The following is a 16,743-nucleotide window of genomic DNA, read 5'->3' on the forward strand; positions in this document are numbered from 1 at the left end:
CACGGCATACTGGCGGCATCGACCGCTGTCATCGAAGGAACCTGTATGCAGTTGGACCCCGCGAGCGGTTGGTGCGATGGCGTGCGCCATTGCCCATCGCCCAACTTCAATGCGCGCCCCGAGGGCGAGATCTCCCTGCTGGTGATCCATAACATCAGCTTGCCGCCGGCACAGTTCGCCACGGGCAAGGTGCAGGAATTTTTCCAGAATCGCCTGGATGTCACAGAGCATCCCTACTTTGCCGGGATCGCCGATCTGCGCGTGTCTGCGCATTTTCTGATCGAGCGTGACGGTGCCGTTACCCAATTCGTTTCCTGCCTGGACCGTGCCTGGCACGCCGGTGTGTCGTGCTTCGAGGGGCGGGAAACGTGTAACGATTTTTCCCTGGGCATCGAGCTTGAAGGCACCGATGATCAGCCGTTCACCGACGCGCAGTACGCCGCGCTGGTGGACCTGACCCGGCAGTTGCAAGCGGCGTTCAGGGCGATCACGGTGTCGCGCATTTGCGGGCACAGTGACATCGCGCCGGGACGCAAGACCGATCCGGGGCCGGCATTCGACTGGGTTCGCTATCGTGCGGCCCTGACAGAAGGGGAAGGACAATGAGTTTTCTGGTGTTGCTGCTGGCCGTCTGGATCGAGAAGTTCTCGGCGTTGCGCCAGCGGGTCCAGCGCGACAGTGGTTGGTTGCACGAGCTCAACCGGCTGGAAGCGCGCCCGCGCTGGCTCAAGCGGCCCTGGCTGGTGCTGCTGGTGATGGTCCTGCTGCCCGTGGCGTCGTTGGCGTTGCTGCTGTGGGTGCTGGACCCGGTTGCCTATGGCCTGCTGGCATTGCCGGTGCATCTGTTGGTGGTGATTTACAGCCTGGGGCGCGGCGATCTGCTGGCGGCCCTGGGGCCGTTTCGCGACGCGTGGCGGCGGGAAGACCTGCAAGCGGCCGTCCATGTGGCCAAGCGCGACCTGGACCTTGAAGCCGACTGCGGCGAGCAATTGCTGGAGCGGGTCCAGGGGTATGTGCTGTGGCAGGCGTACCAGAGCTTTTTCGCGGTGATTTTCTGGTACTTCCTGCTGGGGCCGGTCGCGGCGCTGAGTTATCGACTGCTGGCGCTGGCGGCCGAGCACAGCCTGAACCCCGGCGTGGCCGAGAGGGCCGCGCAGCTGCGCCATGCCTTCGACTGGTTGCCGGTGCGCTTGCTGGCGGCGAGTTTTGCCTTGGTGGGCAACTTCGTCGCCGTCAGCCGGATCATGTTGCATGAACTGCTGAACTGGAACATCAGCGCCGCCCATCTGATCGATAAGGTCGGTCGGGTGGCCGGCGAAATAGCCGAACCCGCGACGGGGCCGGACGGGATCAACAGCCTGGACCGGCTCTGGGAGTTGCTGCTGCGCGCGGCGGTGCTCTGGTATGCCGGTTTTGCGTTGTGGACGGTGTTGGCCTAGACACGCCTGTTCCCTGTGGTGAGAGAAGCTGTGGGAGCAAGGCTTACCCGCGAGGAACGATAACGCGGTTTAGCTTTTAGACTGCGACGCGGCCATCGCGGGCAAGCCTTGCTCCCACAGTGTCCCCTCACCACCATAGGGAACGTGATGGGTTGCGTTAACCTTAAGTTACAAATCTCCCCGCCTTTTTAGGCTATACAGGGGCAGCGCCCGAATAGTGGCTTTCTGCTGTCTCTGCGCGCGAATTCATAAAAATAAGAACACCCCGGGAGACTTCCTTGTGAAGAGTTTGCTCTGGCCCGCTGTCGCGCTGATGAATCGCCTGAGCTTCGGTATGAAGTTCAGCCTGATCAGCGTGTTGTTCCTGTTGCCGATGCTGGTGACCAACTTCTTTCTGGTGCGCGATTCCTATCGGGAATTCCAAGGAACGCAAGTGGAGCTGCAAAGCCTCGACCTGCTGAGCAGCAGCCTGACCCTGCGCCGGGATCTGGAAACCCTCAACAACCTGGTGCAGATCAACGCCAGCCTGGGCCAGTCCGGCAAGGCCGGTGATGTCGAGGCGAAGATCGGGGCGCTTGAGCAACGTGTCCTCGTGCGCCTGCAAGGCATGCGTGCCGTGGCCGTCGAGCCTGAACAGGCTGGGGCCTTCGATGCCAAGCGCGATGAACTGATGGCGGCCTTCAAGGCGCAGCAGGGTGAGGGTTCCCTGCAAAGCAAAAGCGCCCTGATTGGCAAGTTGCTCAACACTGCGCAAATGTTCAGCCAGCTCATCGCCAGCCAGGCGGGGCTTGGCCGCGACAACCAGAGCGATATCCGCCAGCTCAGCGAGCTGAGCATCGGCGTGACGCCCCGGGTCACCCAGACCCTGGGCGAAGGTCGCGCGCTGGGAGCTGCGTCGCTGGGGTTGGGGTTTCTCAATTCGGCGTCGAGCACCCGGTTTGACGAGTTGCTGGCGCAGATCGAAAAACTCCAGGGTGAATATGACCTGAAATTGCAAGACGCCCTCGGCTCCAGCAAGGCCGCCGGCCAGGCGTTGGCGGGGCAAGCCAATGACAGCAAGGGCACGCTCAAGAAGGCCGCGGAACTGATCGAGGAACAGGTGGTGATGGCCGATACCCTCGATGCGCCATGGTCGGGATTCTATGAGCAGCTCAGTGGCCTGATGGAGCAGACCTACCGCCTCGACGACGCGATTCTGGGTTTTCTCGGCGCCGAGTTACAGCAGCGCCTGGAGCAGAATCGCAGCCACATGGTGCTGCAGGCCGTGGCGCTGGCCGGGGTGTTCCTGTTGATTTTTTACCTGTACGCCGGTTTCTACGCGTCGACCCGCACCACGCTCCGGTATTTGGGCCGGATGATGGACAAGGTGGCGGCCGGCGACATGACCGTCAATTTCGTGGCCCGCAGCAAAGATGAACTGGGTGAATTGGGTGACGTGTTCAACGGCACGGTGGCGAAGATCCATGACCTGATCGAACAGGTCGGCCGCACCGTCGCCGAGGTCGAGCGCCAGGCCGGGCAGGTGGAAACGGTTTCGGCCCGGAGCAACCAGGCCGTGGCCGGGCAGCGCAGCCAGATCGAGCAGGTGGCCACGGCGATGAATCAGATGTCGGCGACGGCCCAGGAAGTAGCCCGCAGCGCCGCCGCGGCGGTAAGCAGTGCCCATAGCGTGAACGACGAGACGCTCAGTGGCCGAGGGCTGGTGGAGTCGCAACAGGACAGCATCGTCCGTTTGGCCGGTGAGATCGATCAGTCAGTGAAGGTGATCAATCAACTGGCGAATGACAGCCAGGCCATCAGCCGCGTGTTGGAAGTGATCAAGAGCATCGCCGAGCAGACCAACCTGCTGGCCCTCAACGCCGCCATCGAAGCGGCCCGGGCCGGTGAGCAGGGGCGCGGTTTCGCGGTGGTGGCCGATGAAGTCCGCACACTGGCCAAGCGCACCCAGCAGTCGACCGAAGAAATCGAAGCGATGATCAGCCGCCTGCACGGTGGCGTGGGGGCGGCGGTCAAGGCCATGGGCACCAGCCATGAGATGGCCAGCGGTACGGTCGGCCAGGCGGAGAAGGTCCAGCAGGCGCTGGAGAATATTCTCGGTGCGGTCGGCATGATCGTCGACCAGAACCAGCAGATCGCCGCTGCGGTGGAACAGCAGACGGCCGTGGCCCACGATATCGACCAGAACATCGTCGAGATCAATCGCGCCGGCGAGCGCACGGCGCAAGGTGCGCACCAGACCGAAGACGCCAGCCGCGAGCTGTCCGCCCAGGTGGTGCGGCTCAAGCAGTTGATCAATGCGTTCAGGGTGTAGTGAGTGGCCTGTGTGGCTAATTCGAGTACAGGCCACTAGTGGCCTGTGTGGGCTTCAGGCTTACCAGTTGAACAATTGGCGGGCGTTGGCGCTGCTAGCCTCGGCCAGTCGCTCAGGGCTGATCGCCATGATCCCGGCCAGCGCCTCGCAAATCGCCGGCAGATGCGCCGGGCTGTTGCGCTGGCCGGGGAACATCGCCGGGGCCATGTCGGGTGAGTCGGTTTCCAGCACCACGGCGTCGAGCGGCAGTTTTGCCAGGACCCGGTGCATGCGCAGGGCCTGGGGCCAGGTCGCGGCGCCGCCCAGGCCGAGCTTGAAGCCGAGCTTGAGGTATTCCCGGGCCTCTTCGAAACTGCCGGCGAAGGCGTGGATGATTCCCGCGCGCTTGAGCTCGATGCGTTTGAGCGTCGCGATCACCGCGGCATGACTGCGGCGCACATGGATCAGCGCCGGCAGGTCGAACTCCGCCGCCAGTTGCAGTTGCGCCTCGAACAACGTCTGCTGGCGCTCGCGATCCAGGGTCGGGATGTAGTAATCCAGGCCGATTTCCCCCACCGCGCACAGCTGCCGATGCCCGGCGAGGCGGCCCAGCCATTCGCGCAGTTGCACCAGGTCGTGGGGGCGATGCTGGTCGAGGTACACCGGGTGCAAGCCCAGGGCCGCGTGCAGGTCGGGGTCGCTTTGCACCAGGTCCCAGACCCGTTGCCAGTTGTCCCGATACACCCCCAGCACCACCATCTGTCGCACCCCCAGGGCGCGACTCGCCGCCAGCAGCGCCGGGCGATCCGCGTCGAAGTCCGGGAAGTCCAGGTGGGTGTGGGTGTCGATCAACTCCATGTTCGGATCCTGGCCAATGCTCAGCCTTGATGAATGCGTTGCTTGAAGGTCCGCGCAATGGCCTGCACGCCGGGCTGATAGTCACCGTTCTCGATGGCTGCCAGGGCCAGCTCCAAGGCCTTGTCGGCAATCAGTTGATGCTGCTGGGACATGGCGTTGACCGGCAGCGGCAGGAAATCCAGCAGTTGCGTGTCGCCGAACGTGCCCAGGCGCAGCGGACGCGACTTGAGCGGGAAATCATGCAGCGCATCGAATACGCCTTGCAGCAGCACGTAGGAGGTGGTTACCAGCGCGTCGGGCAAATGTCCGAGGCGCGTGAGCATTTCCTCCATCAGTTGCCGGCCGCATTCACGGCTGAACGACTCCCCGTGTTCGATCAGCACCTGGCCTTCGAAACCGGCCAGGGCTTCGCGAAATCCGGCAGTCCGTTCCTGGCTGATGCTCAGTTCGGGACGGGCATTGATCAGGGCGATTTGCCGGGGTTGGGTCTGGAGCAGGCTGCGGGTCAACTGCAGACTGGCCTGGTGGTCGTCGCTGATCACCGAGCAGAAATGCGCCGGCTCCATCACCCGGTCGATGGCGATGATCGGAATGCCCTTGGCTTGCAGTTGCTGGTAGCTGTCGTCCCCGGCCGGCAGGCAGCTGGCGACGATCAGGCCGTCGCAGCGCCGGGCCCGGAACAGCTGCAACAATTGCCGTTCACTCTCGGGGGCGTCGTCGGAGCTGGCGATCAGCAACTGATAGCCCCGCGCGCGGGCGCCTTGCTCCAGCAGCTTGGCAATGCGGGCGTAACTGGGGTTTTCCAGGTCGGGCAGGATGAAACCCAGCGTGCGGGTATGCCGACTGCGCAGCCCGGCGGCCTGCGGGTTTGGCGTAAAACCATGCTCCTGGACCACCGCTCGCACCCGTTCGACGGTGGCGCTGCTGATGCGTTGCTGTTCGGCCTTGCCGTTGATGACGTAGCTGGCGGTGGTGACTGACACACCGGCCAACTGGGCAATATCGCTGAGTTTCAACCCGGTTTCCCTTTGTTTTTTCGAGTTAGCCCGACAAATAGGGCAATCGTACCCGATTCAGAATGACCTTCACCGTCCAAACGCGAACGACAAGTTGCACTTCAAGGATGGGAGATTATCGAGTAACGTGCCAATCTTTCTAGATTAAACGTTTCAGCAAGCGTATTTTCAAGGCTGTCAGGATTTTTGGCCGCTCTGCCGCGAAACCGCCAAAAGCTGTCCTGCAAGGCTAAGATTCATTCAAAACAATACCTGGCGCCAACCGGCCGCCAAAAAGGAGAAAGCATGCTCGAGCTCACTCTAGAGCAGATATCCATGGCTCAGACGGCGGTGGATAAAGACGCTGCACTGCAATTGCTCGCTGAAAAACTGGTGGCCGATGGCCTGGTTGCCGAAGGCTACCTCGCCGGCTTGCAGGCTCGCGAAGCCCAGGGCTCGACCTTTCTTGGCCAAGGTATCGCCATTCCCCACGGCACCCCGCAAACCCGCGATCTGGTCTATTCGACGGGCGTGCGCCTGTTGCAATTTCCCGAGGGCGTGGATTGGGGCGATGGCCAGATCGTCTACCTGGCCATCGGCATCGCGGCCAAATCCGATGAACACTTGCGCCTGCTGCAACTGCTGACCCGTGCCCTCGGCGAGACGGACCTGGGCCAGGCCCTGCGCCGTGCCGGTTCCACCGAAGCGCTGTTGAAGCTGCTGCAAGGTGCGCCGCAGGAGTTGGCGCTGGATGCGCAAATGATCGGCCTCGGTGTCCCGGCCGACGATTTCGAGGAATTGGTCTGGCGCGGTGCTCGTCTGTTGCGCCAGGCCGATTGCGTGAGCAATGGCTTTGCCAGCGTCTTGCAGCAGGTAGACGCATTGCCCCTGGGTGATGGCTTGTGGTGGCTGCACAGCGAACAGACCGTCAAACGCCCGGGCCTGGCCTTCGTCACCCCGGACAAACCGATTCGTTACCTGGGCCAGCCCCTCAGTGGCCTGTTTTGCCTGGCCAGCCTCGGCGAGGCCCATCAGGCCTTGCTGGAAAGGCTCTGCGCGCTGTTGATCGAAGGTCGCGGCCACGAACTGGGCCGCGCCACCAGTAGTCGCAAGGTGCTGGAGGTCCTGGGCGGCGAGCTGCCGGCCGACTGGCCCAGCGCACGTATCGGCCTGGCCAACGCCCATGGCCTGCATGCGCGTCCGGCGAAGATCCTCGCCCAGTTGGCGAAGAGCTTCGAAGGCGAGATCCGCGTGCGCATCGTCGACGGCCAGGACAGCGCCGTGTCGGTCAAGAGCCTGAGCAAGTTGCTCAGCCTCGGCGCCCGCCGCGGGCAGATTCTGGAACTCATCGCCGAGCCGAGCATCGCCGCCGATGCGCTGCCGGCCTTGTTGGCGGCCATTGAAGAGGGCTTGGGCGAAGACGTCGAACCGTTGCCGCCGCCGAGCGCGCCGCAGGCAACGGTTGTGGCCGAAGTCGTCGAGGTGGTGCTGGCACCTGCCCCCGGCAGCCTGGTCCAGGCCGTTCCCGCCGCACCGGGCATTGCCATCGGCCCGGCCCATGTCCAGGTGCTGCAAGCCATCGACTATCCGCTGCGCGGCGAGTCGCCGGCCATTGAGCGCGAGCGCCTGCAAAACGCCTTGAACCAGGTGCGTCGCGATATCGCAGGCCTGGTCGAACGCGCCAAGGCCAAGGCCATCCGCGAAATTTTCATCACCCACCAGGAAATGCTCGACGACCCGGAGCTGACCGACGAAGTCGACACCCGCCTGAAGCTGGGCGAGAGTGCGCAAGCGGCGTGGATGGGAGTGATCGAAGCCGCCGCGAAAGAACAGGAAGCCTTGCAGGACGCCCTGCTGGCCGAACGCGCTGCCGACCTGCGCGACGTCGGCCGCCGGGTGCTGGCGCAGCTGTGCGGCGTCCAGACCCCGAGCGAACCCGATCAGCCCTACATCCTGGTGATGGACGAAGTCGGTCCATCCGATGTGGCTCGCCTGGACCCGACCCGTGTGGCGGGGATTCTTACGGCCCGTGGCGGCGCCACCGCCCATAGCGCCATCGTTGCCCGGGCCCTGGGCATTCCGGCGCTGGTGGGTGCCGGCGCCGCGGTGTTGCTGCTGGCGCCGGGCACGTCGCTGTTGCTCGATGGCCAGCGCGGTCGCCTGCACGTGGACCCTGACGCCGCCACTTTGCAGCGAGCCAAGGAAGAGCGCGACACCCGCGAACAGCGCCTCAAGGTTGCCGCCGAGCAGCGTCACGAACCGGCGTGCACCCGTGACGGTCATGCCGTGGAAGTGTTTGCCAACATTGGCGAGAGCGCCGGCGTCACGGGCGCGGTGGAGCAGGGCGCCGAAGGTATTGGCCTGCTGCGCACCGAACTGATTTTCATGGCCCACCCCCAGGCGCCGGACGAGGCGACCCAGGAAGCCGAATACCGCAAGGTCCTCGATGGCCTGGCCGGGCGGCCGCTGGTGGTGCGTACGCTGGATGTCGGTGGGGACAAACCGCTGCCGTACTGGCCGATCGCGAAAGAAGAAAACCCGTTCCTTGGCGTGCGCGGCATTCGCCTGACCTTGCAGCGTCCGCAGGTCATGGAAGCGCAACTGCGGGCCTTGTTGCGTTCGGCGGACAATCGCCCGTTGCGGATCATGTTCCCGATGGTCGGCAGCGTCGAGGAATGGCGCCAGGCTCGGGACATGACCGAGCGCCTGCGCCGGGAAATCCCGGTGGCGGACCTGCAACTGGGGATCATGATCGAAGTGCCGTCTGCCGCATTGCTGGCGCCGGTGCTCGCCAAGGAAGTCGATTTCTTCAGTGTCGGCACCAACGACCTGACCCAATACACCCTGGCGATCGACCGGGGTCACCCGACCCTGTCGGCCCAGGCCGATGGCTTGCACCCGGCGGTGCTGCAACTGATCGACATCACCGTGCGCGCCGCCCATGCCCATGGCAAATGGGTCGGCGTATGTGGCGAGCTGGCGGCCGATCCGCTGGCGGTACCGGTGCTGGTGGGCCTGGGCGTAGACGAACTGAGCGTCTCGGCCCGCAGCATTGCCGAGGTCAAGGCGCGCGTCCGCGAATTGAGCCTGGCGCAAGTACGAACTTTGGCCCAAGAGGCTTTGGCCGTTGGCAGCGCCGACGACGTGCGCGCATTAGTGGAGGCCTTGTAATGGCTAGGATTCTTACCCTGACCCTCAACCCGGCGCTCGACCTCACGGTAGAGTTGGCGCGCCTGGAGCCGGGCCAGGTCAACCGCAGCGACGCCATGCACGCTCACGCCGCGGGCAAGGGGGTGAACGTGGCCCAGGTGCTGGCCGATCTCGGCCATACGTTGACGGTCAGTGGCTTTCTGGGCGAGGACAACGCCCAGGTGTTCGAAACCCTGTTCGCCCAGCGAGGTTTTGTCGACGCCTTTATCCGCGTCCCCGGCGAAACCCGCAGCAACATCAAGCTGGCCGAGCAGGATGGCCGCATCACCGACCTCAATGGGCCGGGCCCGGTGGTTGATGCCGCCGCCCAGCAGGCCTTGCTGGAGCGCCTGGACAGCATCGCCCCCGGCCACGACGCGGTCGTGGTGGCGGGCAGCCTGCCCCGGGGCGTCAGTCCGCAATGGTTGCGGGCGTTGATCATGCGGTTGAAAAAACTCGGCTTGAATGTCGCCCTCGACACCAGCGGCGAAGCCTTGCGCGTCGCCCTGGCTGCGGGGCCGTGGCTGATCAAGCCGAACACCGAGGAGCTGGCTGACGCCCTGGGTTGCGAGGTGCTGGGTGAATCGGCCCAGGCGCAAGCGGCGCAGCGCCTGCACGCCCAGGGCATCGAGCACGTGGTGATTTCCCACGGCGCCGATGGCGTGAACTGGTTCAGTGTCGGCGCGGCGTTGCATGCTTCGCCGCCCAAGGTCAGTGTCGCCAGTACCGTGGGCGCCGGGGATTCGTTGCTGGCGGGCATGCTGCATGGCCTGCTCAGCGCCGACACCCCGCAACAGACCCTGCGCACCGCCACGGCCATCGCCGCCATGGCGGTCACGCAGATCGGCTTCGGCATCCACGACACCGCGTTGCTGGCGTCGCTTGAACAGGGCGTGCGCATGCGCCCCCTGACAGAACAATAAGAGGGTTCGCAAAATGAAATTAGCCATTGTGACGGCCTGCCCGAATGGCATGGTCACCAGTGTGTTGTGCGCCCGCCTGCTGGACGCGGCGGCCCAGCGCCAGGGGTGGAGCACCAGTGTCGAAGTCCATGACGCGGCCCATCCCGAGCGGCAATTGTCAGCGGCCGTCCTGGAGGCGGCTGAGTGGGTCTTGCTGGTCGCCAGCGGTCCGGTGGATTTGTCGCGTTTCGTCGGCAAGCGCGTGTTCCGCAGCAACCCGGCCCAGGCCCTGCAAGATGTCGATGCGCTGCTGCGCCGTGGCGCTGAAGAAGCCCAGGTGTTGCAGGCTGCTGATGTCGTCGCGGACGAACCTGCGGCGCAGCCGGGCGAGCGTGCCCCGCGCCTGGTGGCTATTACCGCGTGCCCGACCGGCGTCGCCCACACCTTCATGGCCGCCGAAGCCTTGCAGCAGGCGGCGACGAAACTGGGCTACGACCTGCGAGTGGAAACCCAGGGCTCGGTGGGTGCACGTAACCCGTTGAGCGCCGAGGTCATCGCCGACGCCGACGTGGTGCTGCTGGCGACCGACATCGAAGTCGCCACCGAGCGTTTCGCTGGCAAGAAAATCTACCGTTGCGGCACCGGCATCGCCCTGAAACAGGCCGAAGCCACCTTGAAGAAAGCCTTGGCCGAAGGGCGTGAGGAAAGCGTGGCGAGCGGGGCGGCAAGCCCGGCCAAAGCGGAGAAGAGCGGGGCGTATAAACATCTGCTGACGGGTGTGTCGTTCATGTTGCCGATGGTGGTGGCCGGTGGTTTGTTGATCGCTTTGTCGTTCGTGTTCGGCATTACCGCGTTCAAGGAGCCCGGTACGCTGGCGGCGGCGCTGATGCAGATCGGTGGCGACACGGCGTTCAAGCTGATGGTGCCGTTGCTGGCCGGTTACATCGCTTATTCCATCGCCGACCGTCCGGGCCTGGCACCGGGCATGATCGGCGGGATGCTGGCGAGCACCCTCGGCGCGGGTTTCATCGGCGGGATCATTGCCGGTTTCCTCGCCGGTTATGCGGCCAAGGCGATCAACCGCTATGCGCGCCTGCCCCAAAGCCTGGAAGCGCTCAAGCCGATCCTCATCATTCCGCTGCTGGCGAGCCTGTTCACCGGCCTGGTGATGATCTACGTGGTGGGCAAGCCGGTGGCGGGCATGCTCGAAGGCTTGACCCATTTCCTCGACAGCATGGGCACCACCAATGCGATTCTGTTGGGTGTGCTGTTGGGGGGGATGATGTGCGTGGACCTCGGCGGGCCGATCAACAAGGCGGCCTATGCGTTCTCGGTGGGGCTGCTGGCGTCCCAGAGTTACGCGCCGATGGCCGCGACCATGGCCGCCGGCATGGTTCCGCCGATTGGCCTGGGCATCGCCACCTTCATTGCCCGGCGCAAATTCGCCCAGACCGAACGCGAGGCCGGCAAGGCGGCGCTGGTGCTGGGGTTGTGCTTCATCTCCGAAGGCGCGATTCCGTTCGCCGCCAAGGACCCGCTGCGGGTGATCCCGGCCAGCATCGCCGGCGGCGCGCTCACTGGTGCGTTGTCGATGTACTTCGGCTGTAAACTCATGGCGCCCCACGGCGGGCTGTTCGTGATGCTGATCCCCAACGCCATCAACCATGCGCTGTTGTACCTGCTGGCGATCATTGCAGGCAGCCTGCTGACGGCGGTGGCGTATGCGCTGTTCAAACGCTCGGAAGCGGTCGAGATGGCGTTGGAGCCGGCCAAGGCTTGATCACTTTGCTCTGAAAACCGATAGCCCTGTGGGAGCGAGCAGGTTTCGCTCCCACAAGGATCAGTAGACATCCCGCCGATACCGTCCCTGCTCGATCAACCGCTCCACGTGCGCGGCGCCCAGTACTTCGTTGAGCACCTGGTCCACCCCCGCTGCCATGCCCTGCAAGCTGCCGCAGACATAGATCGCCGCGCCGTCGGCCAGCCATTGCTTGAGCAGTGGGGCGGCTTCGCGCAGGCGGTCCTGGACGTAGATCTTCTGCTCCTGATCGCGGGAAAAGGCCAGGTCCAGGCGCTCCAGGTCGCCGCAGGTCACCCATTCCTGCAACTCATCGCGGCAGTGGAAGTCGTGTTCGCGGTGACGCTCGCCAAACAGTAGCCAATTGCGCTGCATGCCCTCGGCGATACGCGCCTTGAGCAGGCTGCGCAGGCCGGCCAGGCCGGTGCCGTTACCCAGCAGGATCATCGGCACGCCCTGAGACGGCAGGTGGAAACCACTGTTGCGCCGCACTCGCAGGCTGATGGCGCTGCCCAGCGGCGCATGTTCGGTGAGCCAGCCGGAACCGATGCCCAGGCTCCCGTCGGCGTGACATTCCTGGCGCACGATCAGTTCGAGCACGCCGTCGGCCGGAATCGACGCGATGGAGTATTCGCGCATTGCCAACGGCGCCAGTGCCTCCACCAGTGCCTGGGCATGCAGGCCCACCAGGTGCGCGCGATTCTGCGGCAACTGACGAGTGCCCAGTGCTTGTTCCAAGGTGTGCGGCAAGCCGTCGACCTGCACGCGAGCCTTGCCATTGAGACCCAGGCCGTCGAGGAAATGCTCGATGGCCCCCAGGTCGTTGCGCGGCAGGACTTCCACCAGGTCGCCGGCCAGCCAACTGCTCGGGCCGGGGGCGGTGAGGCCCAGCAGGTAGACGCCCGAACCGCTGCTGTCGGGGTTGAGCAAGGTGCGTTGGCTCAACGTCCAATTCTCGAAGGCGGGTGCCTGCCAAGTGCCCGTCGAGGGTTGGCCGGTCAGCTCGGCCAGTTGCTGTTGCCAGTGTCGCAAGGCGTACGGATCGCCGCTGTCGACTTCCACCGGGGCGAACAGGGTCTTGCCGCCGTGTTCGGCCAACCAGGCGTGCAAGCGCCGGGCGAAGCCGCAGAAGTGTTGGTACTGCCGGTCGCCCAGGCCCAGTACGGCATAGTGCAGGTGTGCCAGGCTCAACGCCCGGCCCAGCACTTTGCGTTCGAAGCCCCGGGCGCTGTCCGGCCCCTCGCCGTCACCAAAGGTACTGACCACGAACAGCGCTTGGGTGCAGTCGTTCAAGTCCTGTTCGTTGAGGTCGGCCAGGGGCTGGACCTTCACCGACAACCCGCCGGCCTGGAGCTGGCCAGCGGTCTGCCAGGCCAGTTGCTCGGCGAAACCGCTCTGGCTGGCGAAACCGATCAGCCACGCCGGCGCATCGGCCTGGCTGGCGGACAGCGCCTGACGCGCATGACGGACCTGGCGCTGCTTGCGGCGCCGGTCCAGGTACAGCAACCAACCGGTGATGAAGAACAGCGGCATGCTCAGCGCGGCCACCGTCACCAGGATTCGCCCGACCAAGCCGAAATAGCTGCCCACGTGCAGCGCATAGACGCTGGTCAGCAACTGCGCCTTGAGGCTCTTGTCGCTGTAGCGGCTGTGCTGGCTGATCGTGCCGCTGGCCGGGTCGACGATGAGCTGGTTCAGCGCCCGGTCGTGGGGCGAGTTCTTCAGCAGGTAGAACACCGTGGCGGGCTGGCCGGCCACCGGCGACATGCGCACGTTATAAGACGACAGGTCCGGGCCGGCGGCGCTGTAGATGCTGCTCCACATGGCCCGGTAATCGGCCACCGGTGCGGGGCCGCTCGGTGCCGGGCCGCGATTGCGAATCCGCTCCTCCTTGGGCGAATCGGAGAGCAGGCGGGTCACGCCTTTGTTGTACCAGTCGTAGGACCAGGTCAGCCCGGTCAGGGCGGCGAGCAGGTAGAACGCCAGGCACCAGGTGCCGGCCACCGAATGCAGGTCCCAATGGAAGCTGCGGCCTTTTTTCGCCCAGTCGAGGGTCAGCCACGCCCGCCAGTTTTTCCATTGGCGCGGCCAGCGCAGGTACAGTCCGGACAGGCAGAAAAACACCAGGATCAGCGTACATGCGCCGGTGATCTGCCGGCCCGCGTCATCGAGGGTCAGGACTCGGTGCAATTTGAGCACCACATCGAAGAACGCCTGGCCCGTCACCTCGCCCATGAACTGCCCGTTGTAGGGATTGAAATAGCGCATGGGGCCGCGCTTTTCTCCGGGGGGCGCGGCGAAGATCACCCGCGCGGCGTGATCGTTGTCGGTCTCGACCCAGAGCATGGCGACGGTCTTGCCGGAGGCGGCCTCGATCTGTTCCACCAGTTCGGCGAGCGGCAGGACACCGGCCGGTTGTTTCGCAACCGTCAGCACCTGTGGGTTCAGTGCCCGCAGGATCTCGTCCTGGAACGATACCGTCGCACCGGTAATGCCCATCAACGCCAGGACCAGCCCGGCACTGATGCCGAAAAACCAGTGCAGCTGGAACAGGGTTTTCTTCAACACTTCGCCCGCCTCGTTCATTCATGACTGTTCAACACGGCGCGTATTATGCCATTTGTTATCGAGAAGCATTCATGATAAGTGCAAAAAGTTCGGGCGCGAGACGGGTGCTGCGGGAGTGAGCCTGCTCGCGATGGACAGTCACCGCGCTATCGACAGGCCGTTTCACTCCATGTTGAACACGTGCGTTCGCGGCATTGCATTATTCGCTAATGTTTATGTTGTTTTCGGTCTTTGACTTCGTTTGCAGCAATGCTCTAGTGTGCCGTGGCTGCGATTTAATTAATTGTCAAAGCACTTCTTGATAAGTGGCTGCAGCAATAAGATTGAAAATAACCACGTAATTAAAGGATTAATTATGAGTTCTAATGCACTCTGGGATGATGCACTTAATTCCGCCTCGCCGGACGACATCACCCGATTTGCCCAGTTGGCGCCAAAGACGCTGTCCAACGCCTCGGCCCCGGAACGGGAGGGCGAGTCCCGTGGTAAAGGGCTGTTGCTGACCAAGAAACAAATCATCGATCTGCGTAAATATGAAGCGGCCGCCCTGGCTCTGCCGTTTACCTTGAACGATGTGAAGGATTATCTGAATTTTGGTGACGCAGCGGGCGGCGGCGTCGGGCTCAAGGCCGACGACTTCCTGAAAACCTTCAGTGCAACCCGACGCCATGCCCAACGCTGGTCGCCGTTGCGTGAGGCCATCATGTTGACCGGTAGTCAGTTGAAACTGTTCGCCGCCAGTATGCTCACTTACGGCGAGGCCATGGAAGAGGTCTACGCGGAGGTCAGGACTGCCGTTCAACTTGATCAATATCAGGTCAATACGCTGGAGCAACTAAAAAGGCTGGAACTGCAACTGGGCGATAAATTTCTGGGTGTTGAAGTGGATCCGGAGGATCTCGAAGATTTGGGTTCCTACCTCGAAAAAATCTTTGACCACGTCGAGAGGAATCTAAAGAGTGTCAGTGATATCAAGGTATCGTTGGCGACGTTTGGTTACGATCTGCGTGTGTACATACTGCCTGAAATCAAGTTTCGCCTCGATTTGATTGGTAGCAGTTCGTTGCCGGTTGAAGTCAACATGCTCAAGCAGCAGATCGATGAACGCGCCGTGCAAATCGGCGAGAAGAACGCCGCCTATAAAGCCGCTGTGGAAAAGTCCATCGGCGCGGCGGCCGGGTTGAATCTCGTCGGCCTGGCCCTGGCGATTTATCTGGGCGTCGAAGCTGAAAACATTCGGGCCGACAGGAACCGTCTCTACAAGGAACAGGAAGAGGCGCTCGAAACACTCAAGGCCAAGAACCAGACCCTGGGTTCCCTGAGTCGGGTCAAACATGATCTGCAAGGGCTTGAGTTGGTCGCTGTCGATGCGGATATCGCTACGCAGAACCTGATGCACGTCTGGAATGTCATGCACCTCTACCTGCAAAGCTCCCAGGAAGCGGTGGCCGGGATTACCGACGCGTTGCGGCTAAGGCAGTTCATGTCGGCGTTTCGTGAGGTGGTCAGGCCCTGGAAGCAGATCGAGACCGACGCCGACGCGTTGATCGCGGTGTTCAAGGAGGCCGACGCAGAGTACGAGCGTGTGTATGGCAACCGCCCCCGTTTTGCCGGTTACACCGCGTTGCCGGCAGGCTATCCCAGTGTCGATCTCAACCTCATGGCCGAGAGCGGCGCGCAGGTACGAGAGTCTGCTGTCCATTCCCTTACGCTCTTCACCCAGTGGAACTACCTGCCGGCCTTGCATGAGCGGTTCAGTGCCATGGCGCGCGATGTAAGCACCAGCACCGGTGTCTTGAGCCATGCGGCATTGAGCACGAAGATCAAACTCGAAGTCGAGATGGGGCGCCTGGAAATGCTGGAGAAAGAGTTGGCGAATGAGGAGGATGAGCAGGAAATTGCAGACATCCAGGCCGACCGTGCTAAAGCACTGGACAGTATCGGGACGCTGCTGGGGCAATCAACCCGTCAACTGTCCAGCCAACTGTCGGCCATCGATGACACTTTCGATCGACGCTTGACCCTGGGATTCATCGACGATCTTGAAAAAGAGCAGCGCGCTGTCGAGGTCGTCCTCGTGCAATTGAAACAAGAACACGCCGAGGGCCAGGACAAGCGCCGTGTGCTCAGCGAAGCCATCAATGCGCTTAAACAGAGCGGCATCGAGCAGATTGGCAACGATCTGCTGCTGACGGTGGAGGAAGTCACCAAGCTCGGTGTCGCGCCTCCCCAGGTGCAGTTGGTCATGTTTGCCGTCGAGCAGTTGAAAAAGACCCTTGGGCAAGTTGGCGAGGGGTTGCGTTTCCTGGACCTGCTGCGCCAGCGCGACAAAGTGGTGGAAGGCATCCAGGCCCTGGCGCGCGACATCGAGTTGAAAGACGTCGGGCTCGCCGCGCTCAAGGGCAAAGTCGAATTCCTCCAGATCATTCATACCCTGGACGATCAGCGTCGACGTTACGTGGGCGAGTATCAACGCGCGGTCCGGGGCTTCCAGTTGTTTGCCGAGCAGGCGAAGACGGGCAGTCAAGCCGAGCTGGCGGAACATCGAACCGGTTTCATCAACCGGCTACGGCAATTCATCGCGTTCCTGGAGCCACTGTCGCTGCCCCTGGCACCTCGCTGAGCCTCGATCAATGGGTGATAGCCGTGAGCTGTCGATGAATAGATGAAACGACTGTCGGTATGGGCTGTGCCCTGTGTACGG

Annotated in this window: 9 protein-coding genes and 2 pseudogenes; 8 read left to right on the forward strand and 3 right to left on the reverse strand. The window is 63.3% G+C overall.

Annotated features, from left to right (window positions below):
- Positions 1–45 precede the first annotated feature (45 nt).
- The 4 genes and pseudogenes from ampD to N4Q37_RS27915 all read left to right on the forward strand — a co-directional run.
- A complete protein-coding gene (ampD, locus tag N4Q37_RS17400; RefSeq protein ID WP_260960366.1) occupies positions 46–606 on the forward strand; it encodes a 1,6-anhydro-N-acetylmuramyl-L-alanine amidase AmpD in 561 nt (186 codons plus the stop codon).
- Positions 603–1,439 carry a regulatory signaling modulator protein AmpE gene (ampE, locus tag N4Q37_RS17405; protein WP_260960367.1) on the forward strand — a complete coding sequence of 279 codons (837 nt, stop codon included), beginning with the start codon at positions 603–605 and terminating at the stop codon, positions 1,437–1,439. The genes ampD and ampE overlap by 4 nt, the downstream gene beginning before the upstream one ends.
- Positions 1,440–2,688: 1,249 nt before the next feature.
- A pseudogene (locus tag N4Q37_RS27910) lies at positions 2,689–2,892 on the forward strand (HAMP domain-containing protein); the annotation flags it as partial.
- A 285-nt stretch (positions 2,893–3,177) separates the two neighbouring features.
- Positions 3,178–3,750, forward strand: a pseudogene (locus N4Q37_RS27915) (methyl-accepting chemotaxis protein); the annotation flags it as partial.
- 60 nt (positions 3,751–3,810) lie between these two features.
- Here N4Q37_RS27915 and N4Q37_RS17415 read toward each other — a convergent pair.
- Together N4Q37_RS17415 and cra are read right to left on the reverse strand one after the other, a co-directional pair.
- Positions 3,811–4,587 (reverse strand): TatD family hydrolase, encoded by a 777-nt coding sequence (locus N4Q37_RS17415; protein ID WP_260960369.1) that lies wholly within the window; start codon positions 4,585–4,587, stop codon positions 3,811–3,813.
- A gap of 20 nt (positions 4,588–4,607) precedes the next feature.
- Complete coding sequence (cra, locus tag N4Q37_RS17420; RefSeq protein WP_260960370.1) at positions 4,608–5,603, reverse strand: catabolite repressor/activator; 996 nt, start codon at positions 5,601–5,603, stop codon at positions 4,608–4,610.
- Positions 5,604–5,888: 285 nt separating this feature from the next.
- Here cra and ptsP point away from each other — a divergent pair, with 285 nt between their 5' ends.
- The 3 genes from ptsP to N4Q37_RS17435 are packed head-to-tail and all read left to right on the forward strand — an operon-like array spanning position 5,889 to position 11,453.
- Complete coding sequence (gene ptsP, locus N4Q37_RS17425) at positions 5,889–8,753, forward strand: phosphoenolpyruvate--protein phosphotransferase (protein ID WP_260960371.1); 2,865 nt, start codon at positions 5,889–5,891, stop codon at positions 8,751–8,753.
- Entirely contained in the window at positions 8,753–9,694 is a 942-nt protein-coding gene (gene pfkB / locus N4Q37_RS17430; protein ID WP_260960372.1) for a 1-phosphofructokinase, read from the forward strand. Before ptsP ends, pfkB begins: the two co-directional genes overlap by 1 nt.
- A gap of 13 nt (positions 9,695–9,707) precedes the next feature.
- The gene (locus tag N4Q37_RS17435) at positions 9,708–11,453 is read left to right on the forward strand and encodes a PTS fructose-like transporter subunit IIB (RefSeq protein ID WP_260960373.1); all 1,746 of its coding nucleotides are present in this window, start codon (positions 9,708–9,710) and stop codon (positions 11,451–11,453) included.
- Positions 11,454–11,513: 60 nt separating this feature from the next.
- On the opposite strand, the gene N4Q37_RS17440 is transcribed toward N4Q37_RS17435, so the two are convergent.
- Positions 11,514–14,039, reverse strand: coding sequence for a sulfite reductase flavoprotein subunit alpha (locus tag N4Q37_RS17440; protein ID WP_260960556.1), 2,526 nt, complete (start codon positions 14,037–14,039; stop codon positions 11,514–11,516).
- A gap of 355 nt (positions 14,040–14,394) precedes the next feature.
- Between N4Q37_RS17440 and N4Q37_RS17445 the strand changes: the two genes are divergently transcribed.
- Positions 14,395–16,662, forward strand: a complete 2,268-nt coding sequence (locus tag N4Q37_RS17445) for an alpha-xenorhabdolysin family binary toxin subunit A (protein ID WP_260960374.1) — start codon at positions 14,395–14,397, stop codon at positions 16,660–16,662.
- Positions 16,663–16,743 lie beyond the last annotated feature (81 nt).

This window comes from Pseudomonas citri, from assembly GCF_025336485.1.
In the GTDB taxonomy this organism is placed as follows: domain Bacteria; phylum Pseudomonadota; class Gammaproteobacteria; order Pseudomonadales; family Pseudomonadaceae; genus Aquipseudomonas; species Aquipseudomonas citri.